The sequence below is a fragment of the Pseudovibrio sp. Ad13 genome (genome assembly GCF_001623225.1).
Taxonomy (GTDB): Bacteria; Pseudomonadota; Alphaproteobacteria; order Rhizobiales; family Stappiaceae; genus Pseudovibrio.
The window spans coordinates 13,989-29,462 of sequence record NZ_LMCC01000019.1 but is presented as its reverse complement, the minus strand read 5'-3'; the positions used below and the strand labels follow the sequence as shown (position 1 = coordinate 29,462).

Genomic DNA, 15,474 nt, shown 5'->3' with positions numbered 1-15,474 from the left:
AAGGGGCAACATCCAAAATATCGGTGCTTATGGTGAGAGCGCGCTGGCTGTGATTTGGCCGCGGTTCACACTCTTTCATGATCGAGGTGGTCCATGAAAATTGCCGATATTCTTGAACAGGCTTCTATGCCGATTGCTTCTCCTGCTTATCCCAAGGGGCCATACAGGTTTATCGACCGCGAGTTTTTTGTGGTCTCCTATGAAAGTGACCCTGACGCTATTCGTGAAGCTTTACCTGAGCCTTTGGAGCCGGATGGTTCCAACACGGTGATGTTTGAAGTGATCCGTATGCCCGATTCTGCTGGATTTGGAGATTACACCGAGTCTGGCATCGTGATTCCAGCCAAGTTTGGAGATCACCCTGTGAACTTCACTCAGCAAATGTTTCTTGATGATACTCCGCCGATTTTTGGTGGGCGTGAGATCTGGGGTTTTCCGAAAAAGCTAGGCCATCCAGAGCTGAGTATATCGGGAGCAACATTGACCGGCCATTTGGTTTTTGACGATGTGACGATTGCTATTGCGACCATGGGGTACAAGTACCAACACCTTCTTTATGATGTTGAGCATGGCACGCAGTGTCATCCCGATGCAATCCTCAAGAAGCTTCAGAAAACTCAGGTGAATCTGAAGCTTATTCCAGATGTAGACGGCTCTTTGGCTATCGCTCAGCTGGTTGCTTATGAGGCGTCTGATGTGACGGTGAAGGGCGCGTGGTCAGGTCCGGCGAGTTTGCAATTGTTCCATCATGCCAATGCGCCAGTGGCCGAACTGCCAATGCTTAAATCACTCGGCGGTGTTCATTTTATTACGGACCTCACGCTACCTTATGGCCGGGTAATGTATGATTACCTGAAACCTTAAGTGATGCACTATTTCGGAGGTGCTGCATGCGAGGCAACTTCAGGATCTTTGAGTATTTGATTGGCAGCTTATTCACGTCAGCTCTGCTGGTCTCGCAGGCCACCGGGTTTGAGCTGAAGCCTTATAAAGACGAGCTGTTTGCTTATCCGCGGGTTCTGGATCAGGCGATGGACGGGGCGTTCCTGCGGCTTGATTATCAGATCCAGCGTGATTTGCGGGACCGGGATGAAATACCAGAGCGGCGGGTTGAAGGGAGATATGTTTCCAGCAGGCCTGCCTGGCATGTGCGGGAGCGCTCAGTTGTGCTTGCGGGTAACAAGCGCAAGCACATCCGAGTTGGGAAACCTGATACCGACACCAAGCTGTTGCTGCTTTATCTGCATGGTAAGGGGGGCAATCGAAAGCAGGGGAATGCTGATTGGACGTTTGGCGGTAACTTCAATCGCTTGAAAAACCTGATGGTGCGGAACAATGGCGTTTTTTTGTCTCCTGATGTGAAGATTGAAAGCCCTAGAGGCACGCAGGAAATTCGCGAGCTGATTGCGCAATACCGGAAAGAGGCCCCACAGGCCAAAGTGATTGTGGCCTGTGGTTCCATGGGGTCACAGGTCTGCTATGGGCTTGCGGATCAGGCCGGTGTTGCTGGGCCGCTGTCCGGTCTCATATTATTGGGCGGAGCGACGGATCGACGATTGTTGACCAGTGAAGCCTATAAGGTAGGCGTGCCGATTGTGTTTGGCCACGGTAGTGCTGACAGGGTCTACAGCTGGGAGAAGCAATATCAGTTGTTTAAGGCAGCCATTGGCAAAACCCAGCGGTATCCGGTGCGCTTTCGGCTATTCGAAACGGGCTCTCACGGGACGCCCATTCGCATGATTGACTGGCGTGATGAGATTAATTGGATGCTGTCGATATCTTCGGCAACAAGGCAATAAAAAAGGCCGGAGTATCCGGCCTTTAGAAGCGATATGTTGGCGAACCTAAGCTTGCGGAACGCCTGAAGACGTTGACAGGCGCTGAGAGCCTTCCTTCGCAATCTGGTTTGTCGAAGATATCTGCAGTGCTCTGCTGTAGGACTGGCGTGCTTCTGTAACCTGCCCCAACGCTTCTTCGGCGCGGCCACGGTTCGCCCAAGCAGATGCGGACTTGCCGTTAAGCGCAATCGCTGCATTGAAATCTTTGAGTGCAGATTTTGGATCGCTCAGAGAAAGGTAAGTTACACCGCGCGCGATCAGAGGTGAATATGCGCGGGAGTTCAGGCCAACAGCAGATGAAAAGTCATTGAGAGCTGCTTCCTGTAAACCTTGTGCCTGATAGATGAGGCCGCGGTTGTGATAGGCCTGTGCATCGCCGGAATTCAAGCGAATGACTTCGTTGTAATCACGAAGTGCTGCTGTGTTCTGACCGATAGAGCGGTAGGTGTTGCCGCGTCCGTTCAGGGCCTTCACGTAATCTGGCTTGATGGAAAGTGCTGAGCTGTAATCCTGAACTGCCTGAGACGTGTTGCCCTTGCGGCGTTCTACCAAAGCTCGGTTTGCATAAGCCTGATAAGAGTTTGGTCTCAGCTGAAGAGACTTGTTGAAGTCCTCAATGGCCTGATCAAGACGCCCAGCTTTTGCGTATGCAATACCGCGCTTGTTGTAGGCGTCGGCATCCGTTGGATTTGCGTCAACAACGGCACTCAGACTATCGATGTTGGAGGAAGAGCCAACAGCTTTGTCGATGGGAACATTCTGATAAACAAGGCCAGATGAGTTGGATTGGCATGCTGCAACGCCAAGTGCGAGCAGACACGCACAAATGCCTTTAGCCAGTTTATTGTTCACGAGAATGTGCCCCATTCTAAAAGAGTCCTTGCAATGACACGATAGCCTACACTTTAGTGTGGCAAAAAAAGGTCAAATGAACCAGCAAAAACAACAAACGGACCAACCGGTTTGCCGGTTAGTCCGTTCTGAATTCTAGCTTCGGTCCGCTCACACGCTTTTCGTCAAACATAGTTGAGCCTTAGCTGCGTGATGTCCCGAGTGCCGCCGGATTAACGACGACCTTTGCCGACCAACAGGCCTTCACGCTGTGCGCGCTTGCGAGCCAGTTTGCGAGTGCGGCGGATTGCTTCTGCCTTTTCGCGAGCCTTCTTTTCAGATGGCTTTTCGTAGTGGCCACGAAGCTTCATTTCACGGAAGATGCCTTCACGCTGCATCTTTTTCTTAAGCGCTTTAAGCGCCTGATCGACGTTATTATCGCGAACGAGAACCTGCACGCGTTTATCCTTACCTTCGAGCATTCTGGATTACGTATCCAGAACGACATAGATGAAATGATTGATAGCAACACTTAGCGCATATGCACGGGTCACAAGAACACCGTCGCCGCTGATGCGTCGCTTCTTGACGGGGTAACTAACAGACTGCGTGGGGGCTGTCTACCTCCTTACTTGAGAATCTATGTTAATTTATAGATGGGAAAGGGGGGAATACCTCTTGTGGGACAAGGCAATCTCAGCAGCGTACGCTCATTTTCTTCAAAATGGCGCATTGGCACGCTCGTCCGTGAAGTAAAAGATAAGTAAAAAATGCTTTCAAAATGCATTGTAACTTCACGTGTGAAATTATTTTGAAAAAATGCAACCTTTGATTGCGTATGGTTGAGTCTCTCTTTTGCTGCTGAAAAAAGTCACAGGAGCTTTTCTGAACAGTGGAAATCGAGGTGGAAATTTGAATGGAATTTGCTTCAAACGTCGTTCGTCATGTCCGACTTCGAAACTGAGTCGAGAGAGGCCATCCTACTCGCGAGAGCTGTGAGTGGAGGGCTCTCTTTAGGTCCACGGAACGATCCCTGAGAAAACTCGTTACTCTAGTTATAGGGAAGGGGTTTATACGTGCTGATGGATCATGCATACTCTAATGACCTCATTTGGGTAATCGACCAGAAGAAAGAATAATGTAATGTGCCGCTGGCTTGCGTACCGTGGAGCTCCCATTTTCATGGAAGAGCTGATTTCAATGCCCAATCATTCTCTGATTGCGCAGAGCCTGCATTGTGCGGAAGCCAAGGTGAACACCAATGGTGATGGCTTTGGGATTGGTTGGTACGGTCACAAGTCAGAGCCGGGTCTTTATCGTGATACGCAGCCTGCGTGGGGTGATGAGAACCTTCTGAGTATCACCAAGCACCTCAAGTCCTCTTTGTTCTTTGCTCATGTGCGCGCATCTACGGGCACTGCGACCTCCCGTTCAAACTGTCATCCGTTTGCTGTCGGCAAATGGATGTTCATGCATAACGGGCAGATTGGAGGGTATGATGATATCCGCCGCCAAATTGAGAGCTTGATCAGCGACGACTTTTATCGTTACCGGCAGGGTACAACGGACAGTGAAGCACTGTTTCTTGCCATGTTAAGTCATGGTCTGGATGTTGATCCTGTGGGGGCTGTGCAACAGGTGTTCACGAAAACACTTGAGATTATGCGTTGCAATGATGTCATTGCTCCATTGCGTGTAGCGATGGCCTTGACTGATGGCGAGCGTCTTTATGCTGTGCGTTGCTCTAGCGATAAGATCGTTCCAAGCCTGTATTACCGCTTACATAACAGCAACTTGAGTGTTGTCTCCGAGCCTTTGGAAAAGGGCGGGCAAGGTTGGTATGAAGTGCCTTGCGGACACATCATGGTCTATGGCGGTGATAATGCGCCTTGCTTTATTCCTCTGGACATTCCTGAAGAGTTTTGCAAAGTAGCGTAATCGACATTTTCACTAGCGGTATTGCTTAGGCAAGAAGCCACTGGGACTTTGTCGGTCTGTTTCTATGATAGGAAGTTTCCTCCCAGCGAGGCACTGCGGTCAATTGCACGACCCAGCCTTGTTTATGTTCTTGAGAGGCTCAAGTTCTGGAGGGGCTCCATGCCCTTTTCTTCAGGAGCTTATGATGACGCGGGTTGAAAGCACCAGCGTTGCCAAACCCACATCCATGTCTGCATGGTGGGGGGAGTCCAATGCAACGCTTATTTTGGGATTGCCTTTGATCGGTGCGCAGCTTGCGCAGATGGCAATTAATGCCACCGATGCATTGATGATCGGTTGGCTTGGCGCAACAGAGCTGGCAGCATCTGTGCTGGCTTTGCAGTTGTTCTTTCTGACATGGCTGGCAGGACTTGGGTTCTTGCAAGCCGTTATGCCATTGGCATCCAGAGCCGAAGGTAAAGGCGACGTGCGGAATGTGCGGCGTGCTTCGCGCATGGGCCTTTGGATTTCGCTCATTTATACGACTTTTGCGATGGTCGTGCTGTGGAACGGTGAGAGCCTCTTGCTGGCTCTTGGGCAGGACGCAGAAGTTTCTGCCATTGCTGCGGATTATCTGCGCATTGTGCAGTGGTCGATGTATCCATCCCTTTTTGTGGCGGCGCTGCGTAGCTTCCTTACCAGTATTGAACGTTCGCAGATTGTTTTGTGGGCGACCGTGGTGAGTGCTGTGGTCAATGCGCTTCTCGATTATGTGTTGATCTTTGGCTATTACGGCTTTCCTCAACTTGGCATTCTAGGTGCCGGGATTGCGTCTGTAGTGACTGCGTTGGCATCCTGTGTGATTTTGATTGCCTATGTGTTGTGGGAAGAGAAATCTCGCAAGTATGAGGTGTTCGTTCGCTTCTGGCGTGCTGACTGGCCAGCGTTCTTCGAAATTCTGCGCCTTGGCTGGCCGATCTCCCTCATGTTGGTTGCTGAAGTGGGGCTGTTTGCAGCTGCCGCTTTGATGATGGGGTGGATCGGGACACTTGAGCTTGCTGCTCACGGTATTGCAGTTCAGCTCTCTGGTATTGCGTTCATGATTCCGCTTGGCTTTGCAAACGCTGCTGTGGTGCGTGTTGGTATCGCATCTGGCCGTAGTGATGCTGATGCTATTACGCGAGCCGGTTGGGTCGCACTGATCTGGTCTATTGTGATTGGCCTGCTTGGTGCAGTGTTGTTTGTTGCGATCCCTGACACACTGATTTCCTTCTATCTGGACACCAGCAATCCAGACGCAGTTGATGTGATCCGCCTTGGCGTGCCGCTGGTCTTTATTGCAGCAGTGTACATGGTTGTTGATGGTATTCAGGTGGTTGCTGGTGGTGTTCTGCGCGGTCTTTCCGATACGCGAATACCAATGGTGATTGCGGTGATTGGTTACTGGATTATCGGTGTGCCGCTTTCCTACGTGATGGCGTTCACCTTTAACTGGGGTCCAGAAGGGATCTGGGTTGGTTTGGCCAGTGGTCTCTTTATCACCGGCATCCTGTTGTTGATCCGGTTCCAAAAACGCGATCAACTTGGTCTGGTGAGGCTAGGATAGTCTGGTTGAAATAAGAAAAAAGCCCCGAAGATGAATAGATCTTCGGGGCTTTTTCTTTGTAGGATAACGCGATCAGGATTTTGGGGAGAGGCGGTTGATGTGGCCCATCTTGCGGCCTTCCCGTGTCTCTGCTTTACCGTAGAGCGTCAGGCGAGCGTTTGGCTCCAGCAGTGCTGATTCCCATGAGTTCACATCATCACCAATCAGGTTTTCCATAATGACGTTGTGTGCTCGGGTTGGCCTGCCAAGCGGCCAGCCTGCAACAGCGCGAACATGCTGTTCAAATTGAGAAACCGGACAAGCGTCTTCTGTCCAGTGACCTGAATTGTGAACGCGTGGCGCTATTTCGTTGACCTTCAACTCTGTAGCCTCGCCGTCTCTGACGACAAACAGTTCTACACCCATCACTCCGATATAATCGAGCGCAACAGCGATGCGGGTTGCCATATCGATGGCTTTCTGAGCGGTTTCTGCCGGGATGTCTGCAGGCACGCTGGAGGTCTTCAGAATGTGGTTCTTGTGGTAATTGTCCGCCGGATCATAGCATTTGACCGTTCCATCCACGCCACGCGCGACGATGATGGAAATCTCTTTTTCAAACGGGACGATACCTTCAAGGATAGATGGCTGATTGCCAAGCTTGCTCATGGCGCCTTCGATATCCTCAGGTGTACGGATCATGATCTGGCCTTTGCCATCATATCCAAAACGGCGCGTTTTCAGTACACCCTGGCCGCCCAACTCCATGAGCGCAGCTTCCAGCTCTGCCTGCGTGTCGACTTTTATAAAGGGAGCGACCTGCGTTGCCGCTTCTTCTGAGAGGAATGTCTTTTCTGCCAGGCGATCCTGGGAAACTTTCAGTGCATGTGGGCCGGGGCGAACTGGAACAAACTGCTCCAGAATGCGGGCTGTCTCGCCGGGGACATTTTCGAACTCATAAGTGACGACTGAAACACTTTTCGCAAACTGGGTGAGTGCTTGTTCGTCTTCGTAGGTCGCAACGGTCTTCTTTTCTGAGACCTCAAAAGCGGGGCTGTTTTCATCCGGGCAATAGATATGGCACTTCAGGCCCATCCTGCTGGCAGCTTGCGCGATCATGCGGCCAAGCTGGCCTCCACCCAAAATACCAATCGTGTCGCCAGGACTTAGTGTGGAACCCATTTCGAAAACTTTCCAGATGTTAGGGGCCAGATGTTAGGGGCGGCTTGATACAAATGAGGCGCCTGCAAGTGGGCGCCTCTGAAACTCTTACTCTTCCGGGTTGACTGGCTTCTCTGCCACTGCCTGACTTTGCTTCTCGCGCCAGTCATCCAAATTGGCAGCGATCTCCGGATTGTTGAGTGCCAAAACAGCAGCTGCCATTAATGCTGCGTTGACAGCACCTGCACGACCAATGGCAAGAGTGCCGACCGGAATGCCTGCTGGCATTTGAACGATGGAAAGGAGACTGTCCTGTCCCTTAAGGGCGCGCGACTCAATTGGAACACCAAACACTGGCAGCGGTGTCATGGATGCAGCCATGCCCGGAAGGTGGGCTGCTCCGCCAGCGCCAGCGATAACAACCTTGAAGCCGTTCTCTTTTGCTGTTTTGGAAAACTCTACCAGACGGTCCGGGGTGCGGTGAGCTGAGACGATGCGAGCATCATAGGAAACTCCCAGTGCTTCTAGCGTATCTGCAGCATTTTTCATGGTTGGCCAATCGGATTGGCTTCCCATGATGATAGCGACTTCTGGCTGGTCTGTGCGGTTCATAAAACGGGCACCCTCTGAGCGTCTGGGAAGAAAGCGCGGATTATAGAAATAACACGGCGTGTTTCAAGCCAATTACAACAAGAAATGCCAATAGTATACGAAGGTTAGAGCTCTGCCTCTAATTTAGGCAATAATGTCAGGTAAGAGCTGTGTTTCCAGTACCTGAATCTGGTCTCTTAGCATCAGTTTTTTCTTCTTTAAGCGTTGCAGCTGGAGAACATCTGCCCGTCCCGTTTCAATGAGCGCTTCGATGGAATGATCAAGATCCCGATGCTCCTGTCGCAACTCAGCGAGCTCGGAACGCTTGCTATCCTGATCGAGAGTATCTTCCGTCATCGTTTTGTCCTCACATGACACATATCGGTCTGTGTGCAACGAGACCCATCATTGATCAAATCTGGTGGGGCGCGTTGTCGCAATTCACCGCTCGGCAACAGTATACCGAATGTGCAGCGGTGATGAACAAGAGTCTCTCGATTTTTACAGGAAGTGTTGTCTCATGACGGATTTACGCAGCGTATATATAGGGTTGAATACTTAGTGAAGTTCTCTTTTGAGTGGAATATGAAACCCATTAAATTTACTGGGTCATTTATAAGTTCCCTAAGTTTTTCATGAATTAGCGATCTCGCGTTGTAGAGGCCCCAAAAAAACAGCTAATCATAGTTCGACAACTCAATAAAATGGTGCCATCATCCACCTGTAACAGAGACAATGTAGGAGGATCAAAACCTATGTCCATCCGTGAGCATTTGACTGAGCTGGAACGCCGCCATGCTACCATTGAGAGGGAGCTGGAAACAGCCAAGCACCATCCTTCGATGGATGAGATCGAACTAGGCAATCTAAAAAGGCAAAAGTTGAAGCTTAAGGATGAGATCTCGCGAATACGAGTGACAGGGTAGCTTCCTTTTTCTTAACCGAATAGAGAATGCGTCGCTTTTAGCGGCGCATTTTTTGTTTAGGGTCAGCCGATCTTTTTTGCTTCTTCGCGCAGTACGAACTTCTGGATCTTGCCTGTTGAGGTTTTCGGCAGGTCTGTGAAGACAACAGTTCTTGGTGATTTGAAGCTGGCCAGATGCTGTTTGCAGTAGGTTACGATATCGTCTTCCGTCACACTGCTGTTCTCTTTCAGCTCCACAAATGCACAGGGAGTTTCGCCCCACTTGTCATCGGGACGGGCAACCACTGCTGCTGATGAGATTTCCGGGTGTTTGTAGAGGACTTCCTCGATCTCAATGGATGAGATGTTTTCACCTCCTGAGATGATGATGTCTTTGGAGCGGTCTTTGAGCTGGACGTATCCGTCTTCATGCTGAACGCCCAAATCTCCAGAGTGAAACCAACCGCCGTTGAAGGCTTCCTGTGTTGCGGAGGGGTTCTTCAGATACCCTTTCATTACCACATTGCCCTTAAACATGACCTCACCAATGGTTTCTCCATCAGCAGGGACTGGCTTCATGGTTTCGGGGTCGAGAACAGCGAGATCCTGCAAAGCGACGTAATTGACGCCTTGTCTGGCTTTCAATGCAGCTTGTTCTGATGCCGGAAGTTCATTCCAATGATCATGCCATTCGTTGACGACGGCTGGGCCGTAGACTTCTGTCAGCCCATAGAGATGGGTAACATTGAAACCTTCCTCTGCCATCGCTGCAAGAACAGCTTCAGGTGGTGGTGCGGCGGCGGTGAAAAACTCGACATCATGGGTGAGGTTACGCTTTTGGTCCTCGGGGGTGTTGAGCAGCGTGGACATCACGATTGGAGCACCGCAGAGGTGCGTGACTTTCTCATCTGCCAAGGCATTCCAGATATGGGCTTGTCGTACTTGACGAAGGCAGACATGCGTTCCGGCAACGAGGGATAAGGCCCATGGGAAACACCAGCCATTGCAGTGGAACATTGGCAGTGTCCAGAGATAAACCGGTTTTTTGCCCATGGCTGCTGTGATGATGTTTGCTTGCGCGAGAAGATAGGCACCACGATGATGATAAACGACGCCTTTCGGGTTTCCTGTTGTACCCGACGTGTAGTTGAGCGTGATTGCATCCCATTCATCCGCGGGAAGTTGCCAGTCAAAATCAGCGGAACCGCTGGCGATCAGTTCCTCGTACTCCAACTCTCCAATTGCGGGCGTTGATTGAGGGAATTCTTTGTCGTCGTAAAGCACCACTTCCGGCTTCACCGCTGCCAGTTCCAATGCTTCGGCCATGACTTTCGAGAACTCACGATCAACGATTACGAGCTTGCTCTCTGCATGGTCTAGCTGGAATGCGATGATAGCGGCATCGAGGCGGGTGTTGAGTGCGTGGAGAACGGCTCCAGCCATTGGTACGCCGTAATGAGCTTCAAGCATGGGCGGTGTGTTGGGCAGCATAACAGACACGCAGTCATTCTTGCCGATACCACGCTTTTCCAGGGCGCTCGCGAGTTTAATAGAGCGCTCATAGAACTCCTTATAGGACCTGCGAATCTTGCCGTGAATGATGGCTGTGTGGCTTGGAAAAACTTTTGCAGCTCTCTCCAAAAAACTGAGTGGGCTTAATGGCGTGTAATTTGCTTCAGTTTTTGGGAGGTCTTTGTCGAAATATGATGTGTTTGGACTACTGTTTTTCATGAAATTCCCCAGGCATTCAACTTCCGCTCAAGAGAACTGCGAAGATCCGTTGAACTGGCTATCAGCTTTCCCAAGATAGTTATTGGCTCCGATGAAGAGCTTGGAATTAAGAGTGTCGCATATTTTGATATATCTGAGTATAGGCGTAGGGGGTAGTTCAGATGACTTAGATGTTAGTCTGAGGATCTTCTTGTTATTAGACTTTCATCTATAAGTATTTTTGAGATGTTTTGTGGATTGGTGTCGATATATTCGGCGATTTTAAATGCGGTGGTTGCAACTGGTGCCTTAACTTAACGGCAAAGGTGAAATCTTGTTGCGTTTTTGGGCAAGACAAACGCTCGCGACAATTTGCAACACCTCAGAAGTCTTCCCCGTTTGCCTTTCGATTTGTAATGTAGACCTGTCTGATAAAAGAATAAATCGCGACCCGTTTGATACGGCGAGTGATGAACAAGCAGGGCTCGCATGACCGTAGTGACACCAAATCGACAGGGGAAGATCGCCTTATTCTTTGGCGTGGTTTTCTGCGCGATTACCGTGGCTCTGACGGGTTATATTTTCACCCTCGGACCACAGCGATCACAGGATGCGCAGTGGTTTGTTTTGTTGGTGGCGTTCCCTGTTCTGATCCAGCTGTATCTCAATCGTGCAGTCATTTTGAATCACTTCCGTGATCATTGGTATCTTTGGGCCATATCGACAGCTGTTTGTCTGGTTGTCGGGCTCCAACTCAACTTCGGTCAGCTCAATTCGACAGGCAGTATGGCAGATCAGCTGCGTACCTACTTCTTCTCGTGGGTCGAAGGGCAGCCGCCAAGCTCGGAATATGCAGGCAATCCATCAGATGCCTATAATGCAAAGCAAGTTCGGTATCGGATTGTTTCGCCCGCGCGTGGAGATCTGGATCTGACTGATCCTTCTGGTTTCTTTCATAACCGAGTGACCTGGAAGACAATGCCGGATGCTGCTTTTGAGGTCGACGGGCCGTTTGGTCTGATCAAGCGTGTGCTTTATGATGGCTTGGGTGAGCGCGACTGATAACTCAAGTAGCTGATGGCTTATCTACGCCCTATCTCTGCATAGTATAACATGTCTTAAAAGCCTGATGCGCCATCCCAAATCAGTTTGAGTGCGATAACAAACAGGGCTGCATACGTGATCTTGTAGAACAGCTCTTTGTTGATGTGTTTTACGATCTTGATTCCTGCCAGTGTCGCCAGAGGGGCGAGCGGTAGCAATACAAGAGATGTCGCGATGTTTTTGGCGTCAAACTGTCCAAGGGCGAAGTAAGGCAGCACTTTTGAGAAATTTACGACCGAAAAGAAGATGACTGCGGTACCTGCCATGACTGGTGGTGCCAGTCTGAGCGGCAAGACATACATTTGAAATGGGGCTCCGCCTGCATGTGCGATGAAACTGGTGACGCCAGAAACTGTGCCCCAGAACCCTCCTAAAAGAACATTCTGCGGCTTTGGCGGTTTGTTGGCTTTATTGTTGAACCAATAATCGAGCACAAAGACCAAAGCGATTGCGCCAGTGACCAGTCTGATGTGGGTTTCAGAGATGTAGGCTGCCGCAAAATAGCCGATCAGAGTTCCTGTCAGGCCAGCTGGTATAAGAATGGCCAGTGTTTTCCTGCAAAAGATTGCCCTGTATGAGAAAAGTCCGACTGCGTCCATGACCAGCAGGATTGGGAGGAGTATTCCTGCTGCCTGCACAGGTGGAATTGCCAATGACATAAGCGGCACACCGACAAGGGCGAGGCCGCCTCCGAATCCTCCTTTGGCCATGCCAACAATGAAAACAGCAGGTATTGCACAGAGGTAGAAGAAGGGATCAGTAATTGGCAGCATGATTTGTTTCCCGCAGGAGTGCAGGCAAGTCCTTTTTATTTAAGAGGAAACTAAGAAATAGGCGGGTTGAAAACTATATGGTCATCTTTAGTTATAAGCCGATTTTCTAATATAGCAAAACTTGCCTTTAGGGCATTCAGGGCCCAGTCTTAGCCGAACCTGTGGACAGGTACTATGCAGGGGTGCATGGGAGGAGAGCAGCTATGACAAGCCGATACCACGACATCTACAATGGATGGAAAGAAAACAAAGAAGCCTTCTGGGATGAAGCTGCTAAGGGCATTGACTGGTTCTCGCCCTACACCAAGACATTCGATGCTTCGCAAGGCGCATATGGACGATGGTTTGTCGGCGGTGAGTGCAACACCTGCTACAACTGTGTTGATCGCCACGTAGAGCATGGCCGTCCGGGACAGCCAGCGATCATTTACGACAGTGCTGTTACTGGTGAGAAGCGCACCTACACGTATCTTGATGTGCAAGAGCAAGTGGGAGCTATGGCAGCGCTGCTGCGTGAGAAGGGCGTTGAAAAAGGCACCATGGTGCTGATCTATATGCCGATGATCCCTGAAGCGACGTTTGCGATGCTCGCCTGCGCGCGGCTTGGTGCGATCCACTCTGTTGTATTTGGCGGTTTTGCGGCTCAAGAGCTTGCTGTTCGTATTGAAGATTGCAAACCTCAGGCTATCATCAGCGCGTCCTGTGGCATCGAGCCGGGGCGTGTGGTTGAGTATAAGCCGCTGCTGGACCGCGCCATTGAACTGTCCTCCCATAAACCTGATTTCTGTTTTATTCAGCAACGCGAGCAAAAGGTTGCTGGCCTCATTGAAGGCCGTGACTTTGATTTGGGCGCGCTGATGGAAACTGCGGTGGCCGAGAAGATGACCACTGAATGTGTTCCTGTTGCTGCGACTGATCCACTTTACGTGCTCTACACTTCTGGTACGACCGGACAGCCGAAAGGCGTGGTGCGTGACAATGGCGGGCATATGGTTGCGCTCAAGTGGTCCATGGAAAACCTTTACGGTATTGATCCGGGTGAAGTGTTCTGGGCTGCTTCTGATGTGGGCTGGGTGGTTGGTCACTCTTACATCGTTTATGCGCCGCTGCTTCATGGGGCCGCGACTATTCTTTATGAAGGTAAGCCGGTTGGAACGCCGGATGCTGGCGCGTTCTGGCGGGTGATCTCAGAGCATTCCGTGGTTTCACTGTTTACCGCACCGACCGCTTTCCGGGCGATCAAGAAAGAAGATCCGGAAGGTAAGGAGCTGGCGAAGTACAGCATTGCTGGGCTGCGTTCGCTGTTCCTTGCAGGAGAGCGAGCTGATCCGGATACAATTTTATGGGCAGAAAACCTGCTCGGTGTACCTGTCATCGATCATTGGTGGCAGACAGAGACTGGCTGGTGCATTGCTGGTAATCCTCTTGGCCTTGGTAAGCTGCCTATCAAGCTGGGTAGTTCCACTGTCCCGATGCCGGGATATGATATGCGCGTGCTTGATGATGAAGGGAATGAGCTTGGAGCGGGTGAGCTGGGCAACATTGTTGTGAAGCTACCGATGCCGCCGGGATCGCTGCCAACGCTTTGGAATGCTGATGACCGGTTCAAGGAAGCGTATCTCACAGAGTTCCCCGGCTATTACAAGACGGCAGATGCTGGTCTTATGGATGATGACGGCTATCTCTTCATCATGGCTCGTACCGATGACATCATCAACGTGGCTGGGCACCGCTTGTCTACGGGTGGCATGGAGGAAGTTCTTTCTGAGCACCCGGATGTGGCTGAGTGTGCCGTGATTGGGATTGCCGACAATCTCAAGGGCCAGTTGCCATGTGGTTTTGTCGTTTTGAAGAGTGGCGTTGAAAAACAGACTGCTGTGATTGAGAAAGAGCTGGTTGCTCTGGTGCGTGAAAAGGTTGGTCCTGTTGCTGCCTTTAAGCTGGCGATCACCGTTGAGCGCCTTCCAAAAACACGGTCTGGCAAGATCCTTCGAGCGACTATGCGGAAGATTGCAGATGGTGAAGAGTTCAAGATGCCAGCAACAATTGATGACCCTGCTATTCTCGAGGAAATTGCTGAAGCGATCTCTGTTCGTGGGGTGGCATCTGTTAGCTAAATTCAGAGGAACTAAGCAGTTTTACTGGAGAAGTGCATCGACATGTTTAGGCTTTGAGATTATGGTCGGCGAAATTTCGGCATTGCCAGAGGTATCTTCAAAGTGAAACTAGAGAAGAAAGTTGCGATTGTAACCGGTGGCGCTCAAGGCATCGGTTACGCTATTGCGCAGCGTTTTTTGGAAGATGGCGCCAAAGTCATGATCTCCGACTCCGATGAGCGGGCCGGTGAAGCGGCTCAGGAAGCTCTTTCCGAGTTTGGGCATGTGGCGTTCTGCCATTGCGACGTCAGCGTTCGCCTTGATGTGCGCAATATGGTTGCAAACACTCTGGATGAGTTTGGCGACATTGATGTGCTGGTTAATAACGCTGGCATTACAGCAGCTGGTGATTTTCTTCAGCTTTCTGAAGATGATTTTGACCGGGTTTTACGTGTCAACTTGAAGGGGGCATTCCTGTGCTCTCAAGCTGTTGCACGGCATATGGTCGAGAAAGTTGAAGAGGGCGGTTCTGCTGGCTCAATCATCAATATCAGCTCCGTAAACAGTGTTTTGGCGATCCCTGATCAGGTTCCTTATACGATCTCCAAGGGTGGCTTGAACCAGCTGACGCATGTTTCGGCTGTGGCGTTGGCAAAGCACGGCATTCGTGTAAACGGTATTGGGCCTGGTTCCATTGAGACACAGATGCTCAAGAGCGTTGTGCAGGATGCGAGCAAGATGGAAACGGTTCTTTCCCGGACGCCGCTTGGTCGTTTGGGACAACCTGCTGAAGTGGCCAGCATTGCTGCGTTCCTCGCTTCAGAAGATGCAAGTTATGTTTCCGGGCAGACCATTTTTGCTGATGGTGCGCGCATGCCGCTGAACTATACAGTGGATGTGAGTGAGCCTGAGTAAGCTTCGCAAATAGAATTGAAAAAGCCGCGCTTGATGCAAGCGCGGCTTT

At 50.7% G+C, this 15,474-nt stretch carries 15 protein-coding genes; 8 read left to right on the top strand and 7 right to left on the bottom strand.

The features are described 5' to 3' along the window. Positions 1–93: 93 nt before the first annotated feature. Positions 94–864 (top strand): acetoacetate decarboxylase, encoded by a 771-nt coding sequence (locus tag PsAD13_RS23580; protein ID WP_063290251.1) that lies wholly within the window; start codon positions 94–96, stop codon positions 862–864. A 26-nt stretch (positions 865–890) separates the two neighbouring features. After that, positions 891–1,799: an alpha/beta hydrolase gene (locus PsAD13_RS23575; RefSeq protein ID WP_208986905.1), complete on the top strand. Its 909-nt coding sequence runs from the start codon at positions 891–893 to the stop codon at positions 1,797–1,799. 45 nt (positions 1,800–1,844) lie between these two features. On the opposite strand, the gene PsAD13_RS23570 is transcribed toward PsAD13_RS23575, so the two are convergent. After that, positions 1,845–2,690, bottom strand: coding sequence for a tetratricopeptide repeat protein (locus PsAD13_RS23570; protein ID WP_208986904.1), 846 nt, complete (start codon positions 2,688–2,690; stop codon positions 1,845–1,847). Positions 2,691–2,902: 212 nt separating this feature from the next. Further along, positions 2,903–3,127, bottom strand: a complete 225-nt coding sequence (rpsU, locus tag PsAD13_RS23565; protein ID WP_057462062.1) for a 30S ribosomal protein S21 — start codon at positions 3,125–3,127, stop codon at positions 2,903–2,905. 724 nt (positions 3,128–3,851) lie between these two features. Here rpsU and PsAD13_RS23560 point away from each other — a divergent pair. Together PsAD13_RS23560 and PsAD13_RS23555 are read left to right on the top strand one after the other, a co-directional pair. Further along, positions 3,852–4,607, top strand: coding sequence for a class II glutamine amidotransferase (locus PsAD13_RS23560; RefSeq protein ID WP_057462061.1), 756 nt, complete (start codon positions 3,852–3,854; stop codon positions 4,605–4,607). 184 nt (positions 4,608–4,791) lie between these two features. Beyond that, complete coding sequence (locus PsAD13_RS23555; RefSeq protein WP_208986903.1) at positions 4,792–6,192, top strand: MATE family efflux transporter; 1,401 nt, start codon at positions 4,792–4,794, stop codon at positions 6,190–6,192. A 72-nt stretch (positions 6,193–6,264) separates the two neighbouring features. On the opposite strand, the gene PsAD13_RS23550 is transcribed toward PsAD13_RS23555, so the two are convergent. The 3 genes from PsAD13_RS23550 to PsAD13_RS23540 form a co-directional block, all read right to left on the bottom strand. After that, a complete protein-coding gene (locus PsAD13_RS23550; RefSeq protein WP_063319644.1) occupies positions 6,265–7,353 on the bottom strand; it encodes a 5-(carboxyamino)imidazole ribonucleotide synthase in 1,089 nt (362 codons plus the stop codon). Positions 7,354–7,440: 87 nt separating this feature from the next. Then, positions 7,441–7,944, bottom strand: coding sequence for a 5-(carboxyamino)imidazole ribonucleotide mutase (gene purE, locus PsAD13_RS23545; protein ID WP_008551529.1), 504 nt, complete (start codon positions 7,942–7,944; stop codon positions 7,441–7,443). Between the two features lie 123 nt (positions 7,945–8,067). Further along, complete coding sequence (locus PsAD13_RS23540) at positions 8,068–8,280, bottom strand: DUF465 domain-containing protein (RefSeq protein ID WP_057462025.1); 213 nt, start codon at positions 8,278–8,280, stop codon at positions 8,068–8,070. A 398-nt stretch (positions 8,281–8,678) separates the two neighbouring features. On the opposite strand from PsAD13_RS23540, the gene PsAD13_RS27460 reads away from it, so the two are divergent. Beyond that, positions 8,679–8,849 (top strand): DUF465 domain-containing protein, encoded by a 171-nt coding sequence (locus PsAD13_RS27460; RefSeq protein WP_082596622.1) that lies wholly within the window; start codon positions 8,679–8,681, stop codon positions 8,847–8,849. 62 nt (positions 8,850–8,911) lie between these two features. Here the strand turns inward: PsAD13_RS27460 and PsAD13_RS23535 are convergent, their stop codons facing one another. After that, positions 8,912–10,558, bottom strand: coding sequence for an acyl-CoA synthetase (locus tag PsAD13_RS23535; protein WP_063319643.1), 1,647 nt, complete (start codon positions 10,556–10,558; stop codon positions 8,912–8,914). A 468-nt stretch (positions 10,559–11,026) separates the two neighbouring features. Between PsAD13_RS23535 and PsAD13_RS23530 the strand changes: the two genes are divergently transcribed. Continuing rightward, on the top strand, positions 11,027–11,599 hold the full coding sequence (locus tag PsAD13_RS23530; RefSeq protein ID WP_063302778.1) for a hypothetical protein: 573 nt from the start codon (positions 11,027–11,029) through the stop codon (positions 11,597–11,599). Positions 11,600–11,655: 56 nt separating this feature from the next. Here the strand turns inward: PsAD13_RS23530 and PsAD13_RS23525 are convergent, their stop codons facing one another. Further along, on the bottom strand, positions 11,656–12,414 hold the full coding sequence (locus PsAD13_RS23525; protein WP_057462022.1) for a sulfite exporter TauE/SafE family protein: 759 nt from the start codon (positions 12,412–12,414) through the stop codon (positions 11,656–11,658). Between the two features lie 203 nt (positions 12,415–12,617). On the opposite strand from PsAD13_RS23525, the gene PsAD13_RS23520 reads away from it, so the two are divergent. Both PsAD13_RS23520 and PsAD13_RS23515 read left to right on the top strand, forming a co-directional pair. Then, positions 12,618–14,531: a propionyl-CoA synthetase gene (locus PsAD13_RS23520; RefSeq protein ID WP_063319642.1), complete on the top strand. Its 1,914-nt coding sequence runs from the start codon at positions 12,618–12,620 to the stop codon at positions 14,529–14,531. Between the two features lie 102 nt (positions 14,532–14,633). Beyond that, positions 14,634–15,425: an SDR family NAD(P)-dependent oxidoreductase gene (locus tag PsAD13_RS23515; RefSeq protein ID WP_063319641.1), complete on the top strand. Its 792-nt coding sequence runs from the start codon at positions 14,634–14,636 to the stop codon at positions 15,423–15,425. The last annotated feature ends 49 nt before the right edge of the window (positions 15,426–15,474 follow it).

Bases quoted from the DNA above. Each gene is read 5' to 3' on its own strand.
- PsAD13_RS23550 (WP_063319644.1), bottom strand. From the start codon at position 7,353: ATGGGTTCCACACTAAGTCCTGGCGACACGATTGGTATTTTGGGTGGA.
- PsAD13_RS23580 (WP_063290251.1), top strand. From the start codon at position 94: ATGAAAATTGCCGATATTCTTGAACAGGCTTCTATGCCGATTGCTTCT.
- PsAD13_RS23520 (WP_063319642.1), top strand. From the start codon at position 12,618: ATGACAAGCCGATACCACGACATCTACAATGGATGGAAAGAAAACAAA.
- PsAD13_RS23525 (WP_057462022.1), bottom strand. From the start codon at position 12,414: ATGCTGCCAATTACTGATCCCTTCTTCTACCTCTGTGCAATACCTGCT.
- PsAD13_RS27460 (WP_082596622.1), top strand. From the start codon at position 8,679: ATGTCCATCCGTGAGCATTTGACTGAGCTGGAACGCCGCCATGCTACC.
- PsAD13_RS23575 (WP_208986905.1), top strand. From the start codon at position 891: ATGCGAGGCAACTTCAGGATCTTTGAGTATTTGATTGGCAGCTTATTC.
- PsAD13_RS23555 (WP_208986903.1), top strand. From the start codon at position 4,792: ATGACGCGGGTTGAAAGCACCAGCGTTGCCAAACCCACATCCATGTCT.
- PsAD13_RS23535 (WP_063319643.1), bottom strand. From the start codon at position 10,558: ATGAAAAACAGTAGTCCAAACACATCATATTTCGACAAAGACCTCCCA.
- PsAD13_RS23540 (WP_057462025.1), bottom strand. From the start codon at position 8,280: ATGACGGAAGATACTCTCGATCAGGATAGCAAGCGTTCCGAGCTCGCT.
- purE (WP_008551529.1), bottom strand. From the start codon at position 7,944: ATGAACCGCACAGACCAGCCAGAAGTCGCTATCATCATGGGAAGCCAA.
- PsAD13_RS23560 (WP_057462061.1), top strand. From the start codon at position 3,852: ATGGAAGAGCTGATTTCAATGCCCAATCATTCTCTGATTGCGCAGAGC.
- PsAD13_RS23530 (WP_063302778.1), top strand. From the start codon at position 11,027: ATGACCGTAGTGACACCAAATCGACAGGGGAAGATCGCCTTATTCTTT.